General features: G+C 71.0%; 17 protein-coding genes. 10 read left to right on the top strand and 7 right to left on the bottom strand.

Annotated elements, in window-relative coordinates:
* Window positions 1-841: 841 nt before the first annotated feature.
* Genes AB0C16_RS03710 through AB0C16_RS03700 form a run of 3 tightly spaced genes read left to right on the top strand, consistent with a single transcriptional unit; the run spans window position 842 to window position 5,353 of the window.
* Entirely contained in the window at window positions 842-1,945 is a 1,104-nt protein-coding gene (locus AB0C16_RS03710) for a serine/threonine-protein kinase (protein WP_357678501.1), read from the top strand.
* Window positions 1,946-1,980: 35 nt separating this feature from the next.
* On the top strand, window positions 1,981-3,933 hold the full coding sequence (locus AB0C16_RS03705) for a protein kinase (protein ID WP_357678500.1): 1,953 nt from the start codon (window positions 1,981-1,983) through the stop codon (window positions 3,931-3,933).
* 28 nt (window positions 3,934-3,961) lie between these two features.
* The gene (locus AB0C16_RS03700) at window positions 3,962-5,353 is read left to right on the top strand and encodes a class II fumarate hydratase (protein ID WP_357678498.1); all 1,392 of its coding nucleotides are present in this window, start codon (window positions 3,962-3,964) and stop codon (window positions 5,351-5,353) included.
* A gap of 27 nt (window positions 5,354-5,380) precedes the next feature.
* Here AB0C16_RS03700 and trpD read toward each other — a convergent pair whose 3' ends face one another.
* Window positions 5,381-6,415, bottom strand: a complete 1,035-nt coding sequence (gene trpD, locus AB0C16_RS03695) for an anthranilate phosphoribosyltransferase (protein ID WP_357678496.1) — start codon at window positions 6,413-6,415, stop codon at window positions 5,381-5,383.
* A gap of 244 nt (window positions 6,416-6,659) precedes the next feature.
* On the opposite strand from trpD, the gene AB0C16_RS03690 reads away from it, so the two are divergent.
* The 4 genes from AB0C16_RS03690 (at window position 6,660) to AB0C16_RS03675 (ending at window position 11,559) form a co-directional block, all read left to right on the top strand.
* Window positions 6,660-7,424 carry a 3-hydroxybutyrate dehydrogenase gene (locus tag AB0C16_RS03690; RefSeq protein WP_357678494.1) on the top strand — a complete coding sequence of 255 codons (765 nt, stop codon included), beginning with the start codon at window positions 6,660-6,662 and terminating at the stop codon, window positions 7,422-7,424.
* Window positions 7,424-9,283: a GAF domain-containing protein gene (locus tag AB0C16_RS03685; RefSeq protein WP_357678492.1), complete on the top strand. Its 1,860-nt coding sequence runs from the start codon at window positions 7,424-7,426 to the stop codon at window positions 9,281-9,283. Before AB0C16_RS03690 ends, AB0C16_RS03685 begins: the two co-directional genes overlap by 1 nt.
* 114 nt (window positions 9,284-9,397) lie before the next feature.
* The gene (locus AB0C16_RS03680; protein WP_357678490.1) at window positions 9,398-10,393 is read left to right on the top strand and encodes an alpha/beta hydrolase; all 996 of its coding nucleotides are present in this window, start codon (window positions 9,398-9,400) and stop codon (window positions 10,391-10,393) included.
* Window positions 10,393-11,559 carry a tannase/feruloyl esterase family alpha/beta hydrolase gene (locus AB0C16_RS03675; RefSeq protein WP_357678488.1) on the top strand — a complete coding sequence of 389 codons (1,167 nt, stop codon included), beginning with the start codon at window positions 10,393-10,395 and terminating at the stop codon, window positions 11,557-11,559. The genes AB0C16_RS03680 and AB0C16_RS03675 overlap by 1 nt, the downstream gene beginning before the upstream one ends.
* Here AB0C16_RS03675 and AB0C16_RS03670 read toward each other — a convergent pair.
* Window positions 11,549-13,546, bottom strand: coding sequence for a glycosyltransferase family 2 protein (locus AB0C16_RS03670; RefSeq protein WP_357678486.1), 1,998 nt, complete (start codon window positions 13,544-13,546; stop codon window positions 11,549-11,551). The two genes, AB0C16_RS03675 and AB0C16_RS03670, sit on opposite strands and share 11 nt — an antisense overlap.
* 71 nt (window positions 13,547-13,617) lie before the next feature.
* The gene (locus tag AB0C16_RS03665; protein WP_357678484.1) at window positions 13,618-14,313 is read right to left on the bottom strand and encodes a lytic transglycosylase domain-containing protein; all 696 of its coding nucleotides are present in this window, start codon (window positions 14,311-14,313) and stop codon (window positions 13,618-13,620) included.
* A gap of 283 nt (window positions 14,314-14,596) precedes the next feature.
* Here AB0C16_RS03665 and AB0C16_RS03660 point away from each other — a divergent pair, with 283 nt between their 5' ends.
* Genes AB0C16_RS03660 through AB0C16_RS03650 form a run of 3 tightly spaced genes read left to right on the top strand, consistent with a single transcriptional unit; the run spans window position 14,597 to window position 17,180 of the window.
* Window positions 14,597-15,271, top strand: coding sequence for a response regulator transcription factor (locus AB0C16_RS03660; protein ID WP_357678482.1), 675 nt, complete (start codon window positions 14,597-14,599; stop codon window positions 15,269-15,271).
* Window positions 15,268-16,680 (top strand): ATP-binding protein, encoded by a 1,413-nt coding sequence (locus tag AB0C16_RS03655; protein ID WP_357678480.1) that lies wholly within the window; start codon window positions 15,268-15,270, stop codon window positions 16,678-16,680. The genes AB0C16_RS03660 and AB0C16_RS03655 overlap by 4 nt, the downstream gene beginning before the upstream one ends.
* On the top strand, window positions 16,677-17,180 hold the full coding sequence (locus AB0C16_RS03650; RefSeq protein WP_357678478.1) for a hypothetical protein: 504 nt from the start codon (window positions 16,677-16,679) through the stop codon (window positions 17,178-17,180). The genes AB0C16_RS03655 and AB0C16_RS03650 overlap by 4 nt, the downstream gene beginning before the upstream one ends.
* A gap of 1 nt (window position 17,181) precedes the next feature.
* On the opposite strand, the gene AB0C16_RS03645 is transcribed toward AB0C16_RS03650, so the two are convergent.
* The 4 genes from AB0C16_RS03645 to AB0C16_RS03630 all read right to left on the bottom strand — a co-directional run bounded on the left by AB0C16_RS03645 (window position 17,182) and on the right by AB0C16_RS03630 (window position 21,211).
* Window positions 17,182-18,501, bottom strand: a complete 1,320-nt coding sequence (locus tag AB0C16_RS03645) for a PhoH family protein (RefSeq protein ID WP_357678476.1) — start codon at window positions 18,499-18,501, stop codon at window positions 17,182-17,184.
* Window positions 18,502-18,711: 210 nt separating this feature from the next.
* A complete protein-coding gene (locus AB0C16_RS03640) occupies window positions 18,712-19,473 on the bottom strand; it encodes an isoprenyl transferase (protein WP_357678474.1) in 762 nt (253 codons plus the stop codon).
* 54 nt (window positions 19,474-19,527) lie between these two features.
* Window positions 19,528-20,109, bottom strand: coding sequence for a hypothetical protein (locus AB0C16_RS03635; protein WP_357678472.1), 582 nt, complete (start codon window positions 20,107-20,109; stop codon window positions 19,528-19,530).
* 214 nt (window positions 20,110-20,323) lie between these two features.
* Window positions 20,324-21,211: a hypothetical protein gene (locus tag AB0C16_RS03630; RefSeq protein WP_357678470.1), complete on the bottom strand. Its 888-nt coding sequence runs from the start codon at window positions 21,209-21,211 to the stop codon at window positions 20,324-20,326.
* Between the last annotated feature and the right edge of the window lie 56 nt (window positions 21,212-21,267).

The raw sequence follows: 21,267 nt of genomic DNA, 5'->3' as shown, positions 1-21,267 counted from the left end.
GCACCTCTCAGATGACGCTCCTGTTGCGCGGGCTTCAAAAGGGCAACTGTCGCCCCGATGGCGTGCGAAGGTCCAGCGAGGATCCGGCCGGCTTCCTGGGCCGGCGGCGAACCTGGGTCTGGCGCATCCTCATCACGTCCTTCAGCGATGTCGTCACGGTCGTTGACTTGGCAGAACCTCTGACACGCGGCCCCCATTGTGCCAACCGGCACCGACGGTTTCCGGGCCTCTTCATGGGGCTTTCTTACTCGTGGCTTCACTCTGCCCCCGTCCCCTTACGGCACCCTTACAACTTGCTGACGCCTTGCGGAGACTTCTTGTAGCAACCATGCCTTATGCATGCGAAGCGCTTACTGGGCATCACGCACATTTCCGTACGGGGCTGGTGGGCAGCCGACACAATGCGGTGAGCTGCGGAAACGTACCCGCGTCCGTGGCGGGGGTCGTGCGGGAGGATCCGGACCCCGCGCCCGGAAGCCGCGCGAGGCGCCCCACGGACGCCCGCACCGCCCGCGTAAGCCCGTTGCGGCGGGCGGATCCGGCGCGTGTCATCGGACCGCGCGGGTCTGCCCGGACACGATGACCGGCCTCCCGGGAGCGCGGCCGTGATCGGCCGGCCGGGCCGCCCGGACACACGGCCGACCGGCGGTTCGGTGTCCTCGAACTGGTCGGTAAAACAGTTGACGACAGTCACGACGTCAGTGCATGGTTGCGGGTCAGCTGACGTGATGCGGCCGCCGGTTTACTGACGCGACGAGTCAGGTGGGTTGACTCAGATTCGCAACATTTTATCGGCCCGGCCTCTACTGGTCGGTTTACACAAATAGGTAAGCTGCCTGGCATGCGTGCGCCCCCTGGTTACCTCCTCGCCGCGCGCTACCGGCTTTTGGAACCGGTCGGACGCGGCGGCATGGGCACCGTCTGGCGGGCGCACGACGAGTTGCTCGACCGTCACGTGGCGGTCAAGGAGGTGCGCCTGCCGGCCGTGCTCGACGAAGAGCTGCGGGCCGAGTTGTGCGCGCGCACCGAGCGTGAGGGCAGGGCGACCGCGATGGTCGCGCATCCCTCGGTCATCACCGTGTTCGACGTGGTCACCGAGGACGACCGGCCGTGGATCGTGATGGAGCTGCTCCGGGCCAGGTCCCTCGAGCAGCTCGTGCAGCAGAACGGACCGCTCCACCCGCGCCAGGCCGCGGAGATCGGCCGGCAGATCCTCGGAGCGCTGCGCGCCGTCCACGCCAAGGGGATCCTGCACCGCGACGTGAAGCCCAGCAACGTGCTGGTGACCGAGGACCGCGCGGTGCTCACCGACTTCGGCCTGGCCGCCCTTGAGGGTGACGTTTCCATCACCCAGGCGGGCATCGTGCTCGGCTCCGCCGGCTACATCGCTCCAGAGCGGGTGCTCGGCTCGAAGGCGAGCCCGGCCGGTGACCTGTGGTCGCTCGGCGCGACGCTCTACACGGCCGTCGAAGGCAGAGGTCTGCACGGCCGCCGCACCGCCGCCGCCGCGCTGGCCGCGCTGACCAGTGGCGAGCCGATCCCGATGACCAAGGCGGGCCCGCTGGCGCCGGTGCTCGACGCGCTCCTCCGCATCGACCCCCAGACCAGGCTCGACTCCGTACGAGCCTCGCTGATGCTGGCGCGGGTGGCGGCGGGCGGCTCGGCCGAGGAGCCGCTGGCCGCCCGGCGGCCCGTACGCCCGGCCGCCGCTCCCCTGGCACCCTCCTTCGCCCGCAGGTCGACGCATCGCGGGCTGCACCGGGCGGAGGCGGTGGCGGTCACGGTGCCCGCGCCCCGTCAGGAGCGCAAAGCCGGCGAAGGAGTGCACAGGAAGCGGGTCGAAGCACGGCCGGCTCCTTCTGCTTATGCCCGCTTCAAGACGACGGTGATAAAGTTGTGCCTTCCTCGACGGTTCTGGCCAAGAGAACTTCGCAAGCGAGGCTAAAGCACTTCCCAAGCGAGAATCGATATCTTCTTCTCATGCCGGAACAGCAGACACGCCTGCTCGCAGAGCGCTACGAGCTGATCTCCCCGCTCGGCCGAGGCACCATGGGCACGGTGTGGCGTGCCCGAGACCGCGCCCTGGGACGCGAGGTGGCTGTCAAGGAGATCCGCCAGGACTCCGGGCTCACCGAAGAACAACGCGCCGAGCTGCGCGAACGCATGGTCCGTGAGGGGCGCATCGCCTCCCGGATCAACCATCCGGCCGTGGCCTCGATCCACGACGTGCTCATCCACGGCAACAGCCCGTGGATCATCATGGAGTTGGTCGAGGGCCGTTCGCTGGAGCAGGTGATCGACGAGGAGGGTCCGCTACCGCCCCGGCTGGTCGCCGAGATCGGCGTCGACCTGCTCGGCGCGCTGCGTGCCGCGCACGCCCAGGGCATCACGCACCGCGATGTCAAACCGGGCAACGTGCTGATCACCCAGAACGGACGCGTGGTGCTGACCGACTTCGGCATCGCCAAGGCCGAGGGCGACTCCAAGCTCACGAAGACCGGCATGGTGATCGGGTCGCCCGGCTACACGGCGCCGGAACGTGCCCGGGGCGAATACACCGGCCCCGAGTCCGACATCTGGTCGCTGGGAGCCACGCTCTACTTCGCGGTCGAAGGGCGTCCCGCCTACGAGCGGGCCACGATCGCCGAGACGCTGGCGGCGTTGCTGAGCGAGAAGGCCGATCCGCCCACTCAGGCCGGGCAGCTCCGGCCGGTGCTCATCGGCTTGCTGAACAAGGACTACCAGCAGCGGCTGTCCGCGTCGAAGGCGGAGACCCTGCTCAGGATGGTCGCCGACACACCCACCAACGAGATGCCGGCTATCACGGCAGAGGCCTTGACCGATCGGGAGGCCGCCGTGCCCCATGCCCAGCCGCCCTACCAGGGAGCGCGCTCCGCGTTCGACCATGGGGCGCCGCCCAGCGCCTTCGGCCCCGGGGTCGGTGCCGAGCCCGCCTACGGCCGTGGCCCGGCGTCCGCCTTCCCGGGCCCGCGCGACCGCGACCCGCAAGGGCCTCCCGGTGCTCACCCGCGGGAAGCCCGGCCCGGTGAGCCCGCCCACGGCCGTGGCCCGGCGCCCGGCTCCCAGCGGCCCTCGGGATCCCACGGCCCCGGCTCCCCTGGAGCCGACCCTCACGGCCCCGGGCCGCAGCGGCCTTCGGGATCCCACGGCGTCGACCCTCAAGGCTCCGGCCCGCCGGTGTCTTCCCCGTCTCACGAGCCGGGCCTTCACGGCCCCGGCCCGATTGGACCCGACCAACAGAGCCCCGGCCCACAGGGTTCCGGGCCGCACGGATCCGGACCGCACGGATCCGGACCGCACGGATCCGGACCGCACGGACCCAACCGACAGGGCCCACAGGGTTCCGGCCCACACGGCTCCGGACCGCAGGGAGCCGGGGCCGGTGTCGACCCCGGTTACGGCCGCGGCCCGGCGGCCGGTCCACACGGTCCCGGCTCGCAGGGGCCTGCGGGTGGCCCGCACGGGCCCGGCGCCGTCCCGCAGCACAAGCAGGCCGGCACCGGAGCCACCACGGGAGCTCAGCCCGAGGGCGGCTACGATCCCGAGCGGACCGTCAGCATGATGCGGCCCAAGACGCCGCTGCCACAGGGCCAGGCTCCTGGCTGGCCGGGCGACGAGGGCACGGTCAGCACCAGGCGCGTGCAGCAGCCAAAACCCATGAACAACTCCCCCGGACAGCAGGTCTATCCGCTCCCCGCGCCGCCGATGTCGCCTCCGGGCCCACAGCAGGCGCCGCACATGATGCCGCCCGATGTTCCCGAGGCCCAGGGGCTCGGCACCGACCTGTTCTCGATCGTCGGCCCTGAGCAGCCGTCCAGCGGCAACCGCACCGGGATGCTGATCCTGATGGCCGTCGCCGCCGCGGCGGCCGTGGTGATCGCCATCCTGATCGTGGCGGTGCTGTCCGGCTGAGCCCGCGGGCGTGGGTCAGACTGGGGGCATGAGCGAGTTCCGCATTGAACATGACTCGATGGGCGAGGTGCGTGTCCCGGCCGGGGCCAGGTGGCGTGCGCAGACCCAGCGGGCGGTCGAGAACTTCCCGGTTTCCGGGCGGCAGCTGGAGCCGTCCCACATCGCCGCGCTCGGCCTGATCAAGGCGGTCGCCGCCGAGGTCAACGCCGAGCTGGGCGTCATCGACAAGGACCTGGCGGAGGCGATCGCGCAGGCCGCGGCCGACGTCGCGGAGAACGAGCACGACGCCCACTTCCCGATCGACGTCTTCCAGACGGGCTCGGGCACCTCGTCCAACATGAACGCCAACGAGGTCGTCGCGACGCTCGCACAGGAGCGCCTGGGCCGCCCGGTGCACCCGAACGACCACGTCAACGCCTCGCAGTCGTCCAACGACGTGTTCCCGACCTCGATCCACGTGGCCGCGGCGACCGAGGTGACCTACCATCTGCTGCCCTCCCTCGAACATCTGGCGACGGCGCTGCGTGCCAAGGCGATCCAGTTCGACCAGGTGGTGAAGTCGGGGCGGACACACCTGATGGACGCGACGCCGGTGACGCTCGGGCAGGAGTTCGGCGGCTACGCCTCGCAGATCGAGCACGGGGTGGTGCGGGTCAAGTCGGCCCTGGGTCACGTGCTGGAGCTGCCGCTGGGCGGCACCGCCGTGGGCACCGGCATCAACACCCCGGCGGGGTTCGCCGAGCTGGCCATCGCCAAGCTGCGCGAGGCGACCGGCATCCCGTTCCGTGAGGCGATGGACCATTTCGAGGCCCAGAGCGCGCAGGACTCGATGGTCGAGCTCTCCGGCCAGCTCAAGGTGGTGGCCGTCTCCCTGAACAAGATCGCCAACGATCTCCGCTGGATGGGCTCCGGCCCGCGGGCCGGCCTCGGCGAGATCAACCTGCCCGACCTGCAGCCGGGCTCGTCCATCATGCCCGGCAAGGTCAACCCGGTGATCCCCGAGGCCACGGCCATGGTGGCGGCGCAGGTCATCGGCAACGACGCCGCCATCACGTTCGCGGGCGCCTCGGGCTCCTTCGAGCTCAACGTGCAGCTTCCGGTCATCGCCCGTAACGTCCTGGAGTCGATCCGGCTGCTGGCCAACGTGTCGCGGCTGCTGGCGGACCGGTGCGTGTCGGGGATCACGGCCAACGTGGAGCGGCTACGCGAGTACGCGGAGTCGTCGCCGTCGATCGTCACCCCGCTCAACCGGTATCTGGGCTACGAGGAGGCCGCCAAGATCGCCAAGCAGGCCCTGGCCGAGCGCAGGACCATCCGCGAGGTCGTCATCGAGCACGGCCACGTGGCCGAGGGCCGCATCACCGAGGCCCAGCTCGACGCGGCCCTCGATGTGCTGGCCATGACGCGGCCTCCGTCCTGAGAGCCTGGAACGGCGCCCGCCACGGACTCACCGGGAGGTCGCCGCGATCCAGCGGGAGAGGAGGAGCGTGGCCGCGCCGGAGTCGATCGCCTCGGTGACGCGTTTGTGGGCGGCGGACAGGGCGGAGATGAGGTCGGCCGGTGGCGGGGCGCCCTCGGCGGCGACCAGGGCGGCGGCCGCGTTCAGCAGGACGATGTCCCGGACGGGGCCGGGTTCGCCGTCGAGGACGGCGTGGACCACCCGGGCGTTGTGCGCGGGGTCGCCGCCGCGCAGGTCGGAGGGGCGGGCCCGGGGGATGCCGAGGTCGGCCGGGTCGAGGGCGGTGCGGGTCACCCTGCCTCGCCGGACGACGTAGACGGTGGACGGGCCGGAGGTGGTGAGCTCGTCGAGGCCGTCGTCGCCGCGGAAGACGAGCGAGGAGCCGCCGCGTTCGGCCAGTACGCCCGCGATCACCGGCGCCATGGCCGGGTCGAACACACCCACGGCCTGGGCCGCGGGCAGGGCGGGGTTGGTGAGCGGCGCCAGGAAGTTGAACACCGTGGGGACGCCGAGTTCGCGCCGGGGCCCGGAGGCCCGCTTCAGCGCCGGGTGGAAGGTGGGCGCGAAGCAGAAGGTGATGCCGACCTCCTCCGCGACCCGGACGACCGCGGCGGGCGGCAGGTCGATCCGGACACCGAGCTCCTCCAGCACGTCGGCGGCTCCCGTGGAGGACGAGGCGGCCCGGCCGCCGTGCTTGACGACCCGCGCTCCGGCGGCCGCGGTCACGATGGCGGCCATGGTCGAGACGTTGACCGTGTTGGCCCGGTCGCCGCCGGTGCCGACCAGGTCGACGGTGTCACCCGCGATCCTGATGGCGGACGATCTCGACAGCATGCCGTCGGCGAGCCCGGCGACCTCGGCGATGGTCTCGCCCTTGGCACGCAGGGCCACCGCCAGCGCGGCGATCTGCGCGTCGGTCGCGGCGTCCGACATGATCTGCTCCATGGCCCAGGCGGCCTGCCGGGTGGTGAGCGAGGTGCCGTCGAGGAGCGTGCCGAGCAGTGCGGCCCAGGTGGTGGTCACGGGTGCGCCCTTTCGTCTGTTGAGATGCTCGACGGGACGTCCCTGGAAATGCCGACGGCCGCCTCGTCGAGGCGGCCGGTACGCGTAGTGTCGCTGCGGGGTCGCCTAGGAGGCGGGCCACCAGCTGGACAGGTACGCGGTCATGATGTGCAGCATATCAGCCGCTCACGGCCACACAATCACTCAGTGATCTATGTCGGTCGGCCCCATGCTGCCTTCGCCGTGGAGCGCCTAATGTCGGAACATGGCGAAGGAGCTGATGGCGAACGAGCTGACGGGGAGGACGGCACTCGTCACGGGCGCCGGAGGAGGCATCGGAGCCGCCTGCGCCCGGCGGCTGGCCGAGGCCGGCGCGCGGGTGCTGGTCGTCGACCGGAGGGCGGAGCCGGCGGAGCGGGTGGCGGCCGAGATCGGCGGGACCGCCGTGGTGGCCGATCTGGGAGATCCAGCCTTCATCCACGACATTCCCCATGAGATCGACATCGTGGTGAACAATGCCGGATTCCAACACGTGGCGCCCGTAGAGGATTTCCCGCCCGAGGTGTTCGGCACCATACTCAGGGTCATGGTGGAGGCCCCGTTTCTGATCACGCGACACGTCCTGCCCGCGATGTACTCCAAGGGCTGGGGACGGATCGTCAACATCTCGTCGGTGCACGGGCTGCGCGCCTCGCCCTACAAGTCGGCGTACGTCACGGCCAAGCACGCGCTGGAGGGGTTCTCCAAGGTGGTCGCGCTCGAAGGGGCGTCGCACGGCGTGACCTCCACCTGCGTGTGCCCCGCGTACGTGCGCACGGAGCTGGTCGAGGGGCAGATCGCCGACCAGGCGAGAACCCACGGCATCCCGCCCGAGGAGGTCGTCGAGGACGTCATGCTCAGGCCCACGGCGATCAAGCGGCTGATCGAGCCCGCGGAGGTGGCCGAGCTGGTCGCCTACCTGTGCGGGCCCGGCGGGTCGTTCATCACCGGAGTGTCGCTGCCTGTCGACGGCGGCTGGACGGCGCGCTAGTGGTCCTGCGCTTCCTCGAGCTCCTGAGCAGGGAGGCGTCCGCCGTCGAGTTCGAGGGGCCGATCATCCAGGCCCGGGCCGCCGGGGCCGACCCCGCCACGATCGAGGAGCTCGAACGCGCCAAGATCGAGGCGCTCAAGGTGCGCGCGCTGCTGAAGCGCAGGGCCAGGCGTGAGGCCGAGCTGTCGGCGCTCTACGAGACCGCCGGCGACCTGTCCGCGCTGCGTGACCTCGACGCGGTGCTGGAGGCGATCGTGCACCGGGCCAGGCAGCTGCTCGCCACCGACACGGCCTACCTCACCCTGCACGACCCCGAGCGGGGCGACACCTACATGCGGGTCACCGACGGGTCGATCTCGGCCAAGTTCCGGGCCGTGCGGCTGGCCATGGGCGCCGGGCTCGGCGGACTGGTCGCGCAGACCGCCACGCCGTACGCGACCGCCGACTACTTCGCCGACGCCCGGTTCAACCACAAGGGCAACATCGACGAGGCCGTCGCGGACGAGGGCCTGGTCGCGATCCTCGGCGTGCCGCTGCGGCTGGGCCGGCGGGTGATCGGCGTGTTGTTCGCGGCCAACCGCAGCGCCCGGCCGTTCCACCAGGAGGAGGTCTCGCTGCTGGCGAGCCTGGCGGCGCACGCGGCGATCGCGATCGACAACGCCAGGCTGCTCCAGGAGACCCGCGACGCGCTGGAGGAGCTGTCCGGCGCCCACCGCACCGCCAGGGAGCACGCCGAGGCGGTCGAGCGGGCGGCCAAGGCCCACGACCGGATGACCTCACTGGTGCTGCGCGGCGGCGGCATCGAGGACGTGGCCGCCGTGGTGACCGACGTGCTCGGCGGCTCGCTGGCCGTCCTCGACGACCTGGGCAGGCCGATCACGGGTGACGTGGGCGAGCTCGACGCGGGCGTGTTCGAGGCCGCGCAGGCGTCGCGTGCGCTGGGCCGTACCGTCCGCAGGGCAGATCTGCTGATCGCGTCGGTGGACGTCGGCGCGGAGCCGCTGTGCACGCTCATCCTGCGCAGTGACGACGCCGACGAGCGCATCCTGGAGCGGGCCGCGCTGGTCTGCGCGCTGCTGCTGTTGTTCCGCAGGAGCGTGGCCGAGGCGGAGGGGCGGGTGCGGGGCGAGCTGCTCGACGACCTGATCTCCAGGCCCGGCTCCCCCGGCCTGACCGACCGGGCCCTGCGGCTGGGCATCGACCTCGGAGCGCCGCACGTCGTGGTGGTCGTCAGGCACGACGGGCAGCGGGAGCGGGCCGCGTTCTGGGCCTCGTCGCAGGCCACGATGAGCCACGGGCTGGCCGCCGGACGCGCCGACGAGGTCGTGCTGCTGCTGCCCGGCCAGGACGCGGGGGCTCTCGCGCGGCGCGTGGCGGCCGAGCTGAGCGCGTCGATCCACTCCCCCGCCACGGCGGGCGCCGCCCGCGCCGCGGACGTCGGCACGGCCTACCTGGAGGCGCGGCGCTGCGCGGAGGCGCTCATCGCGCTCGGCCGCGCGGGAGACGGCGCGAGCGCCGCCGAGCTGGGCTTCGTCGGCCTGCTGATCGGCGAGGGCCGCGACGTGCGCGGCTTCGTCGACTCCGTGCTGGGCCCGGTCATCGGCTACGACGCCCGCAGGGGCACCGCGCTGGCCGGCACACTGGCCGCCTACTTCGCCTCGGGCGGCTCGCCCTCCCGTACGGCCGACGCCATGCACATCCACGTCAACACCGTCACCCAGCGCCTCGACCGCGTCGGCAAGCTGCTGGGCGACGGCTGGCTGGAGCCGGAGCGGGCCCTGGAGATCCAGCTGGCGCTCCGCCTGCATCGCCTTGGCCACACCTCTGACCCTCATACTGTGGGCCCCGCCCCCATATGAGTGACGACCGTCACTCCTTAGCGTGACGGCATGGCGACCTCCATCAGAAAATCGTCGGCACGAGTCTCATCGGCACCACCGTCGAGTGGCACGACTTCGGCCGTCGTGGCGGGCATGAAGATCACCACGCCCCGACTCACCCAGCACGTGCTGACCGTCGAGGGCAGGACGGGCGAGCCGGTGCTGTTCGTCCACGGCAACGTGTCGTCGGCGTCCTTCTGGCGCGACAGCATGGCCGCGCTCCCCGACGGCTTCCGCCCGCTCGCGGCGGACCTGCGCGGATTCGGCGAAACCGACCCCGAGCCGGTCGACGCCTCACGCGGGCTGCGCGACTTCTCCGACGACCTCCTGGAGCTCGTCGACGAGCTGCGCCTGGACGGCGCGCACCTGGTCGGCTGGAGCCTGGGCGGCGGGGTCGTCATGCAGATGCTGCGCGACCGCCCCGCGGCGATCAGGTCGGTCACGCTGGTCAACCCGATCTCGCCGTACGGGTTCGGCGGCACCGAGGGCCCCGACGGCAAGCTCACCCACGCCGACGGGACGGGCTCCGGAGCGGGCGCCGTGAACCCCGACTTCCTGGAGCGCCTGCGCGCGGGCGACACCTCGGACGAGTCGCCCACGTCCCCGCTGTCGGTCTTCCGCGCCTCCTACGTCAAGCACCCCGTGCCCGACGAGGACTTCTACGTCCGGTCGATGCTCACCACCCGGGTGGGTGAGGCCAACTATCCCGGCGACGCGGTCACCACGGCCGAGTGGCCCGGCGTGGCCCCCGGCGCGCACGGCGTGCTGAACGCGGCCGCCCCCACCAGGTTCCGGCTGGACGACCTGCCCGACGTCGAGCCCAAGCCGCCCATCCTGTGGATCAGGGGCGCCGACGACGTGATCGTCTCCGACACCTCGCTGTTCGACCTGGCCCATCTGGGCGCCCTCGGCGTGGTGCCCGGCTCGCCCGGCACCCCCGCGCAGCCCATGGTGACCCAGACCAGGAACGTGCTCGACCGTTACGGCCGCTACCGGGAGGTCGTCCTCGACGACTGCGGCCACAGCCCGCATCTGGAGCACCCCGCCGACTTCCAGCGTCTGCTGGCCGGCCACATCAAGGAGGCCTGATGTTCCTCGCTCTCACCCTGGTCGCGAGCCTGCTCACGCCCGCGCAGCAGGTCGCCCCGCCCGAGCAGCGGCTCAAGGTGCCCGGCGCCGAGCATACCGTCACCGCCAGGCTCGACGACCTGACCACCGCGGGCACGGTGGCGAGCGGCCACACCGACCCCGCCGACTGGGCCGGGCTCCACTCGGCCGCCACGGTCAACCCCACCGGCGTGCCCGGCGTCCAGATCGACGGCTACTTCCCCGACACCTCGACCACCAACACCACGCACGGCTGGAACCACGACTCCCAGTTCGTCATCAGGCTCCCCGAGAACTGGAACGGCGGCCTGGTCATCACCGGCACCCCGGGCAACAGGGAGCAGTACGCCAACGACTTCACCATCGGCGACTGGGTCCTGGCCAAGGGCTACGCGTTCGCCTCCACCGACAAGGGCAACACCGGCCTCGCCTTCCACACCGACGGCCGCCGTCCTGGCGACGCGATCGCGGAGTGGAACGAGCGTGTCACCCAGCTCACGATCGCGGCCAAGTCCGTCGTCAGCCAGAAGTACGGCAAGCGGCCCACGCGGACGTTCATGGCCGGCATCTCCAACGGCGGCTACCTGGTCAGGTGGCAGCTGGAGAACCGCGGCGAGCTCTACGACGGCGGCATCGACTGGGAGGGCACGCTCTGGCGGGTCAAGGGCGACAACGTGCTCAACTACCTGCCGAAGGCGTTGAAGGCGTATCCCGACCAGGCGGGGGTGCTGAAGGCGGGCTTCGCGCCGGGCTCGGAGTTTCTGTGGCCGTTCCACCGGCAGTACTACTGGGAGCTCACCCAGGAGATCTACCAGAAGGAGCTCGACCCCGGCTACCAGGGCGCGGCGGCCGACTACGACTACGACGCGCGCAAGCCGTACGCCGCGGTGGCCAAGATCGCGCTGACCGGCAGGATCACCAAGCCGCTGATCACCCTGCACGGCACGCTCGACACGCTGCTGCCGATCACCCGCGACTCCGACGTGTACGCCGAGATGGTCGGTCCGCACCGGCCCTTCCGCTATCACCGGGTGGAGGGCGGCAACCACCTCGACAGCCTGGTCGACGTCTATCCCGACAAGCTGAAGCCGATGCTTCCGGTCTTCAGGGACTCCTTCGCCGAGCTGGAGGAGTGGGTCAGTCCTTGAGGTAGCGGCTCTGGCCCGCGCGCGCCAGGCGCACCAGGTGCCGCGCGCCGGGCAGGCGCCGGCCGAGCCGGTGCCACACCGTGTCCCTGCCCATCGGGGAGCGGCGTTCGGGGTCCACGGCGGCCGCCGGGCGCACCACGATCTTCCCCCGGCGCATCTCCAGCCCGAACCGCAACCCGATCTCGTCGTCCGCGGTGCGCAGCGACGACAGCCAGGCGCCGGGGCCGAGCTGGTCCCGGCTCGGCAGCATCCGCTTGACCGGCACCTTGGCCACCAGCTGGCCGGCCAGTTTCCCCGGCAGCCCCGGCTCGACCAGGGCGGGCGCGCACACCTCGCGCGCCCGCCTGGTGGCGTTGCGCAGCACCAGCTCCAGCGGCGGCCCGCCGCTCGGCGGCACGTACGGCACGGGCAGCACGACGTACACGTGCCCGTTCAGCCGCCGGATGGACACGCCGGGCGACACCAGCGCGATCGACTCGGAGAACGAGCGCGGCTCGATGGCCAGGCCCAGCTCCCCGATGTCGCTCCAGCAGGGCACCACCAGGCGCGTCCTGGGCCGCTGGGACAGCACGCCCATGCAGTTGAGCGGGCCCTCGGGGCGCCCGACCCGGCTCCTGGCCTGGTGGGCTCCGCCGTACATGCGGACGTGCACCTCCCACTGGCCGGGCCGGAGCGGCTCCCCGAGGGCGGCCGAGGTCACGTCGACCCTGGCCTCGCCCCGGATCCGCACCCTGGCGTGCCGGCGCCCGTCCTTGACCCGTTCCACCTGGTAGGCCACGGGCAGGAAGTGCACCACGCCCGTCTCGGAGTGTCGTACGTAGACCTCGATGCGGGCGCGCTCGACGGCGGAGGTGATCTCCGTGACGTCGTCCGGCAGGAGCCTGGCGTCGACGGAGCGCGGCGGGATCCAGTACAGCCGGTCGTCCTCCGCGCGGTATCTGGCCGGCTGGGCGTCGGCGCCCAGGAGCTCGACGGCGAGTTCGAGCACCAGCACGTGCGCGTCCCACCGGACCTCGGTCAGGTCGGCGCGCAGCCCGGTCCGCCCCGTGGAGTTGGCCAGGACCACGATCTGGTCGAGCCGCCCGAGGCGCAGCAGCGTGGCCACGGCGCGCAGTTGGACGGGCAGGTAGCGGTCGAGCCGCTCGGGGAAGCGTTCCAGGACCAGATCCCTGAGCAGGGTGAAGTACAGGCCGCGGTCGACGGACGAGGCGGCGAACCTGGCCCCCACGAACGGCCTGAGCACGGTGGAGCGGAACCAGTGGCCGTACATGCGGTCACGGTGGCGGCCCTCGCCGATGAAGGCGTCGATGTCGTCCAGCAGTGACCGGAGCTCGGCCACGAGCGTCCGCGGGTCCTCCTCCGGCTCGGCCCGTTCGCCGAGGTGGCAGCAGACGTGCTCGGCCAGCACCGCGATGATCTTGGCCTGGAGGTAGGCGCGGACCACGAACGCCTGCTCGGCGACGCGTCCGCCGGGCACGGCGAAGCCCAGATCGTGCTCTTCGAGGAACGCGCGCCGGTAGAGCTTGTGCGGGGTGAGCAGGCTAAACAGCCGGTCGCGCAGGATGTCGGCGCGGGCCCTGCTCTGCTCGAAGGCGGCCACCGGCGGGCCCCAGTCGCGCACGAGCCGGCCGACGAGGACGTCGGCGTCGGTCTCCACTGCCCTGTCGTACATCCGCGCGAGGGCGTCGCGTTCCAGCCGGTCGCACTGTTCCATCAGGTAGACGTAGTCGCCCCGGGCGGCCGCGATGCCGACGTTGCGGCCGCGCATCGGCGAGCCCGTCTGGGGCAGGTGCAGCACCCGGACGTTCCGGCGGACGGCGGCGACGGTGTCGAGCCGTTCCGCGATCCCGTCCGTGGACCCGTCGTCGACGAAGATCACTTCATACTCGTCCGCGGGCAGAGTCTGCTCCAGCACGGAGTGCAGGCACGCATCGGCCGTAACACCCGGGTTGTGGACATTGACGATCACACTGACCTTCACACCCATGAGGTCAGCGTGCGCTCCCCTACCTGGCCGGGCGCGACGGCTTGCCGATTACAGAGGGAAACGATGACCTGTCAGTACCAACCCCTGGCCTGTGAGTGTCCCCAGGCGCCGCACGGGGTGCCGTAGCGGCCCTTGATGTAACCGAGGCCCCACTTGATCTGGGTGACGGCGTTGGTCTGCCAGTCGCCGCCCGCGCTGGCCATCTTGCTGCCGGGCAGCGACTGGGGGATGCCGTAGGCGCCGGAGTAGCGGTTCATCGCCCGCTCGTTCCAGCCGCTCTCCTTCTGCCAGAGGCTCTCCAGGCAGCCCCACTGGTCGGCTCCGAAGCCGTACGAGGCCAGCAGGCCCTTGGCGGCGGCCTTGTTGCTGCCGGGGGACGGGTTGCTGCCGGGCGGGAAGTTGGCGGGCGGGAACCCGTCGCCGCCGGGCCCCCTCTCCTTGACCTCGACCCAGTCGAAGTCCTTGCTGCTGCCGCCCGCGCGGCCCTTCTTGAGCTGGTCGGCCTTGTAGGCCTGGACCGCCGCCTCCTTGAGGGTGTCGGCCTCGGGGTCGGGGGCGGTGAGATCGCCGCTGGCGATCTTGCCGAACTCCTCGGCCGAGAACGGGGTGGGGGTGGAGTTGGCGTTCTGCACCGCGCGGTAGGCGACGAAGCCGCCGCCGCCGAAGACGATCACGACGCCAAGGCCGACGGCCAGCACCCGCTTCGGGGTCAGCCGCGAGGACGAACGGCGCGAGCGGGAGCTTTGGGGCGCACGGCGCTCTCTCAACTGCGGACCTGGGCTCACGACCTATGAGCTTGCCCTGTGTGGGGGGGTGGTCCGCAACCGAAACGGGATATTCGGTTTACCTTCCCTGGGTAACCAGTGCGCTAGCGTGCCATTTCGTAAAAAGTGTGATTTTCATCACATGTCCGGCCCGCCCTTCGGGCACCCGTAACCGAAGGGAGGGCCGTCTTTCAGGGTCTCGCGCGTTCTTTGTAGTCCCGTGCGTGGCGTGTCACAGTTCTATGACACAACGTGCATATCGGCAGCCTGGAAGAATAATGTGCCCGTGGCCGGAATTCTCCTCGTCGAAGACGACCCCTCTGTCCGTACGGCTCTCGAGCTCGCGCTGACCAGGCAGGGGCATTCCGTCACGTCCTATGCCACGGGCGAGGAGGCCCTCGACCACATCAGGTCGCGCCGCCCCGAGATCGCCATCCTCGACGTCATGCTGCCCGGCATCGACGGGGTCGAGGTGTGCCGCCGGATCCGCCGGCTCGACCAGCTCCCCGTCATCCTGCTCACCGCCCGCGGCGACGACCTCGACGTGGTCGTGGGCCTGGAGGCGGGCGCCGACGACTACGTGGTCAAGCCGGTGGAGCCCAGGGTGCTGGACGCCCGCATCCGGGCCATCCTGCGCAGGGCCGAGTCGGCGACCTCCGACCGCATCTCGTTCGGCGACCTGATGATCGACCGGGGCGCCCTCAAGGTCACCCTGGCCGACAAGGAGATCCATCTGACGCCGACCGAGCTGCGGCTGCTGCTGGAGCTGGTCCGGCATCCCGGCCAGGTGCTCAACCGGCGCTACCTGCTGCGGGCCGTCTGGGACCACACGCACGTGGCCGACTCGCGCCTGGTCGACGCCTGCGTGCAGCGGGTCCGGGCGAAGATCGAGCCGCGCCCGGCCGAGCCGGTGTTCATCCACACCGTCCGCGGGTTCGGATACCGGTTCAGCCCGCCGTGATCCCGCTGCCCACCGGTCTGCGGGCGCGCCTGGTCATCACCTTCACCCTGGTCGCCGTGACCGCCTCGGTCCTGGTCGCCGCCATCGGCTTCGAGCTGGCCAAGGCCGCCCTGGTCAAGCGGGCCGAGGACACCGCCATCGACGTGGTGGTCAGGGAGCTGAACCGCGTCACCTTCCCCGTCGGCCGGCTCAGGCAGGGCGAGGCGCCGCCCACCAGCCAGAACCTCGGCGACCTGGCGCAGGCGCTCGACGGTCCCGGCCGGAGCGTCGTGGTGGAGTATCGCAACCTGTCGTACGCCGACGGCCCGCTGACCATGGCCGACGTGCCGAACGAGCTGTACGGCAGGGCCAAGCAGAACATGGTCAGCCAGCGCAAGGTGATCCACAACGAGCTCTGGCTCATCGTCGGCTCCGAGGTCTACCGCCAGAGCGGGCCCACGGCCGAGCCCACCGGGCTGCGGGCCTTCGTCTTCTTCCCGCTGCGCGACGAGGAGAGCCAGCTGGCCACGCTGAGGGCCACGCTCACCCAGGGCGGCGCCGTCATCGTGCTGATCGCCCTGGTCGTGGCCTGGCTGTCGGCCAGGCAGGTGCTGCTGCCCGTCAGGCGGCTCAGCGCGGCCGCCCAGGCGCTCGGCGAGGGCAGGCTGGACACCCGGCTGCCGGTCCACGGCCAGGACGAGCTGGCCGAGCTCACCGCCAGGTTCAACGACGCGGCGGCGGCGCTGGAGCTGAGCGTGGCCGAGCTGCGCTCGCTGGAGGCCATGTCCCGCAGGTTCGTCGCCGACGTGTCACACGAGCTGCGCACCCCGCTCACCGCGATGACCGCCGTGACCGACGTACTCTACGACGAGGCCGACCGGCTGCCCGAGGAGTCGGCCGAGGCGGTGCGACTGGTGCTGGGTGAGATCGAGCGGCTGCGCGAGCTGATCGAGCACCTGATCGAGATCAGCCGCTTCGACGCGGGCACCGCGACGCTCAACCTGGAGCCGGTCAACGTGGCCGACGCGATCCAAGACTGCCTGGAGATGCGCGGCTGGGGCGAGCAGGTGCGGGTCAACGCCTCGCGGAGCCTGACGGTCAACCTGGACTCGAGGAGGTTCGACGTCATCGTGGCCAACCTCGTCGGCAACGCCCTCAAGCACGGCCAGACCCCGGTGCTGGTCAACGCCAGGGGCACGGAGAACGGCCTGGAGGTGAAGGTGCGCGACCACGGCAAGGGCATCCCGCGGGAGGCGCTGCCCCACGTCTTCGACCGCTTCTACAAGGCGGGCGCGGGGCGGGCGCGCAGCCAGGGCAGCGGCCTCGGCCTGTCCATCGCGCGGGCCAACGTCCACCTGCACGGTGGCACGATCTCCGTACGGTCCCAGGACCCGGGCACGCTGTTCACGGTCTGGCTGCCGCGGCCATGAGGAGCGGCCTGGCACTCCTGCTGGCCGCCTCGCTCGCCGCGGCGGGCTGCGGCATCTCGCCCAACGCCGTCCAGGAGCGGACCGGGCCGCCGGTCATCCAGGTGCCGCCCCCGTCCAAGACCATCTACCTGCTGAAGGACGGCAAGCTGACGCGAGAGCCGGCCGACGTCGACTCCGACACGGTGGAGAGCCTGCTCACGGCCCTGTTCGCGGCCTCCTCGCAGCCGCTCGGCGACCGGGAGACCGCGCTGCGCGGGTTCACGCTGGAACGCATCGAGGACTCTCTCAATCCCATACAGCGCGACGAGATCCAGCTGCCCAGGACCTCCACGCTGACCGTCTTCGTCAAGGGCGCCGGCACGCTGAGCAGGCCGGCCAAGGCCCAGATCGTCTGCACGGCCCAGCAGGACGCGGCCTTCGAACAGGTCAAGATCGTCCACACGTACGAGAACCGCCCCCCCAAGACGGAGGGGCGGTTCATCTGCGGAGATCTCAGATGATCTAGAGCGTGATGTCCTCCAGCATCTCGGTCACCAGTGCCGCGATCGGCGACCGCTCGGACCTGGTCAGCGTGACGTGGGCGAACAGCGGGTGGCCCTTGAGCTTCTCCACCACCGCGACCACGCCGTCGTGCCGGCCGACCCGCAGGTTGTCGCGCTGGGCGATGTCGTGGGTGAGCACCACCCGCGAGTTGGCGCCGATCCGGCTGAGCACGGTGAGCAGCACGCCGCGCTCCAGCGACTGGGCCTCGTCCACGATCACGAACGCGTCGTGCAGCGACCGGCCGCGGATGTGCGTGAGCGGCAGCACCTCCAGCATGCCCCGGTCGAGCACCTCCTCGATCACCTCGGGCGAGGTGATCGCGCCCAGCGTGTCGTAGACCGCCTGCCCCCACGGGCCCATCTTCTCGCCCTCGGTGCCCGGCAGGTAGCCGAGCTCCTGGCCGCCCACGGCGTAGATCGGCCGGAAGACGATCACCTTGCGGTGCTGGCGGCGCTCCAGCACGGCCTCCAGGCCCGCGCAGAGCGCCAGCGCCGACTTGCCCGTGCCGGCCCGGCCGCCGAGCGACACGATGCCGATCTCCGGGTCCATCAGCAGGTCGAGCGCAATGCGCTGCTCGGCGGAACGGCCGTGCAGGCCGAACACCTCGCGGTCGCCGCGCACCAGCCGCACCGACTTGTCGGGCAGCACCCGGCCGAGGGCGGACCCCTTGGACGACAGCAGCCGCAGCCCTGTGTGCGTAGGCAGCTCCCGGGCGTCCTCCATCTCGGCCGTGCCCTTGTCGAAGAGCGTCTCGACGTCCTCCGCGGTCACCTGGACCTCGGCCATGCCGGTCCATCCGGACTCGACGACCAGCTCGGCGCGGTATTCCTCCGCCGCCAGGCCGATCGAGGCCGCTTTGACCCGCATGGGCAGATCCTTGGAGACCAGGACGACGTCGCAGCCCTCGGCGGCCAGCGAGCGGGCCACGGTCAGGATGCGGGTGTCGTTGTCGCCCAGGCGGAACCCGACGGGCAGGATGGATGGGTCGCTGTGGTTGAGCTCGACCCTGATCGTGCCATCCCCCGTCGGCATCGGCTCGTCCAGCCTGCCGTACTGCACGCGCAGGTCGTCGAGGTAGCGCAGGGCCTTCCGCGCGAAGTAGCCGAGTTCGGGATGGTGCCGCTTTCCCTCCAACTCCGTGATCACCACGATCGGGAGCACCACCTCGTGCTCCGCGAAGCGGGTCATCGCCGCCGGGTCGGCGAGCAGGACAGAGGTGTCCAGCACGTAGGTGCGCTTGGCGGGATCGGTCGAAGGGTTGCTCGAGGACACTGCCACACGTTCTCCCCCGGGCGCCCATGAGGACGGGCGCCCTGCAGACGAGGTGGGAATCGGACCGGACCCGGGATCCCCGGCCGCGACCGGCCGATGGTGCCGGGAGTCCGGCCCCCCTCGGCAGTGTCACGGTGCAAAGGCGGGCCCTCTCCGTAGCGTCCGACCTGCGGTCGAACACTTACAACGTTACGTGCATCATACCCAGATGTCCGATTATGAACCGTAACGTCGATGTCTCGCAGCGTAGTCGCGCAGCGCCCGCAGGAAGTCCACCCTGCGGAAGTCGGGCCAGTAGGCCTCGTGGAAGTAGAACTCGGAATGAGCGCTCTGCCAGAGCATGAAGCCCGACAGGCGCTGCTCGCCCGAGGTCCGGATGAGGAGGTCCGGGTCGGGTTGGCCGCGAGTGTAAAGATGCTCCGCGATGTGCTCGACATCGAGTACCTCGACGAGGTCCTCGATGCTCGCACCCTTGCTGGCATGCTCCTGGAGGAGTGAGCGCACCGCATCGGCAATCTCACGTCTTCCTCCATACCCAACTGCAACGTTCACAATCAGGCCCGGACGGTGTGATGTAACTTCTTTTGCATTTTTCAGGACATTGGCTGTTCTGTCGGGCAGCAGGTCAAGTGCCCCTACGGGACTTATCCGCCAGCCCTCGTCCACCAGCTCCTGCGTCACGTCCTCGATGATGCGCAGCAGCGGCTCCAGCTCCTCGCGGGGCCGGTTGAGGTTGTCGTTGGACAGCATCCAGACCGTGACGACCTCGACACCGGTCTCGTGGCACCAGGTGAGCAGCTCGGAGATCTTGTCGGCGCCCCTGCGATGGCCGGTGGCCACGTCGCTCATGCCCATGGCGCGCGCCCAGCGGCGGTTGCCGTCGATGATGACCCCGACATGCCGGGGCACGCTGTCCTTGGACAGCTTGGTCTCCAAGCGGCGCTCATATACCCGGTAGACCAGGTCGCGCAGGCCCACGGAGTCCTCCCCAGCGGTGCTGTGCCTCGGGTCGAATGACCTAACAGGCAATTATCACCGTGTTTCGCCCGTGCCCGCCCCCTCAACGGAATTCCTGCCGAGATCTTCGACCGGATTGCGGGACAGGTCCCGGCCGCCCAGGCAGCCCTCGGCCTCGTCGACCAGTCCCCGTACGAACGACGACAGCTCCGCCGAGGTGAGGACGGCCCGCATGCCCACGCCGCCGGCCCCCCACGCCTCCACGAAGGCCCGGCGCGTCAGCCGCCACGCGCCGGGACGCTCCCGCCCGGGCACCCACATCGGGATCGTCCTCAGCTGGCAGCGCAGCTCACCGCCGCCGACCACGCCCGACCGCGTGCGATAGCGGAACGAGAACAGCTCGCTGTCGGGCTCCTCGTCGGGAAACCTGTCGTCGGGGTCTGACCAGCGCCGCGCCGCTCCCCGCCCCTGCCGCGCCTCGTCGACGCCGCGCGCCAGCCGTGCGAGCACCCAGCCGCACCTCTCACCCACCGTTCCGTACGGCGTGCCGTCGCGGCGAAGCTCCAGAGTGATCTCGTACGGGGCGCCGACGCTGTCCGTGCACGCGACGGGCGTGACGGTCAGGAAAGATCCATCGACGCAACGTAGTCCGCCCACGTCACAAGGGTTTCCCCCCGAAAGTCAGCTAAACCCGTAGAAACGTGCTGCTGTGCCCCCGAGGACGAGGTCGCGAGCCCGGGCACCTTGGCGTCACGTTGGGGCAGGCGGCGGCCCGGGCCGGCCCGGAGGCCCACGGCTCCCACTCGCGGTCCTCGGGACGCGTGCTGGTGCGCGTCCACAATCACGCGGGAACCTAGGAGGTCTCGCCGTCTCAGACCAAGTGCCCCCAGCCGTGCTCCCGCCAGCCCGGCGGCTGGTGCCACTCGGTCCATCCGTGGCCCACCCGCCCGTCGTCGGCCACGAACCGGCACATCGACCTGGAGAAGCGGGCCGGCGCCCCATCGGGCGAGATCAGCTCCAGGGACGCGCCGGCCAGCGGCTCGACGGTCGTCCCGAGCCCGGGGAAGCCCAGCCGGGCCCCGCTGGGCCGGTCGTCCGCGAACTCGCCGGCCGCGGAGAAGTTCTCCACGTGCTCCACCTCCCCGCCCGGCGGCACCGTGAAGGCGGGCCAGGGCAGAGCGACGCCGACGTTGGCCTGCATGCCGTGCAGGAACGTCCCGTCCGCCAGCCGGCCGCTGCTCCACAGCCAGGAGACCGACCACCAGTCGCGCACTCCCCAGCTGTGGTCCCGCTCGCCGTGGCCGGCGAAGGGCTCGCCGTCGATCGTGCCGGTCACCTGGCACGGGATCTCGTAGCGCGGCGTCAGCGCGTAGCCGTACACGCCGCCCGCGGTCCGCCACTCCAGGTCGAGGTGGAGGTCGTCGGAGGCGAGCGTGAGCCTGGCCGTCCGCATGGGTTCGAGGGTCCGCTGGGCGGCGGTGTAGCCGTCGCCGGTGACGGCCGGGTCGCCGCCGGACGGGAGCCTCGCGTCGTGGTCGGCGATCAGCACCGGCCGGCGGTCACCGCCGACCAGGCAGGCCCAGAACCAGGCCCGGCCCCAGTTGGGGTAGAGGCCGAACCGCACGTAACCGCCCAGCCCGCCGTCCTCGGAGACGAAGTCTAGGTAGTAGGACTCGTTCCACAGGAGCTCGGGCCCCGGCTCGTGGGGTCTCTCGTCCCGTGGTGCGAGCGTGCCGTCCCCCATGTCGACGATCCGCATCCCGCCTCCCGTCCAAGCGCTTGCTTCAAGCACACCGTACATCCGGACGGCCGAGA

Origin of the sequence: Nonomuraea sp. NPDC048916 (assembly GCF_040649575.1) — a bacterium.
Taxonomy (GTDB): Bacteria; Actinomycetota; Actinomycetes; order Streptosporangiales; family Streptosporangiaceae; genus Nonomuraea.
This window is presented reverse-complemented; position numbering and strand designations above follow the sequence as displayed.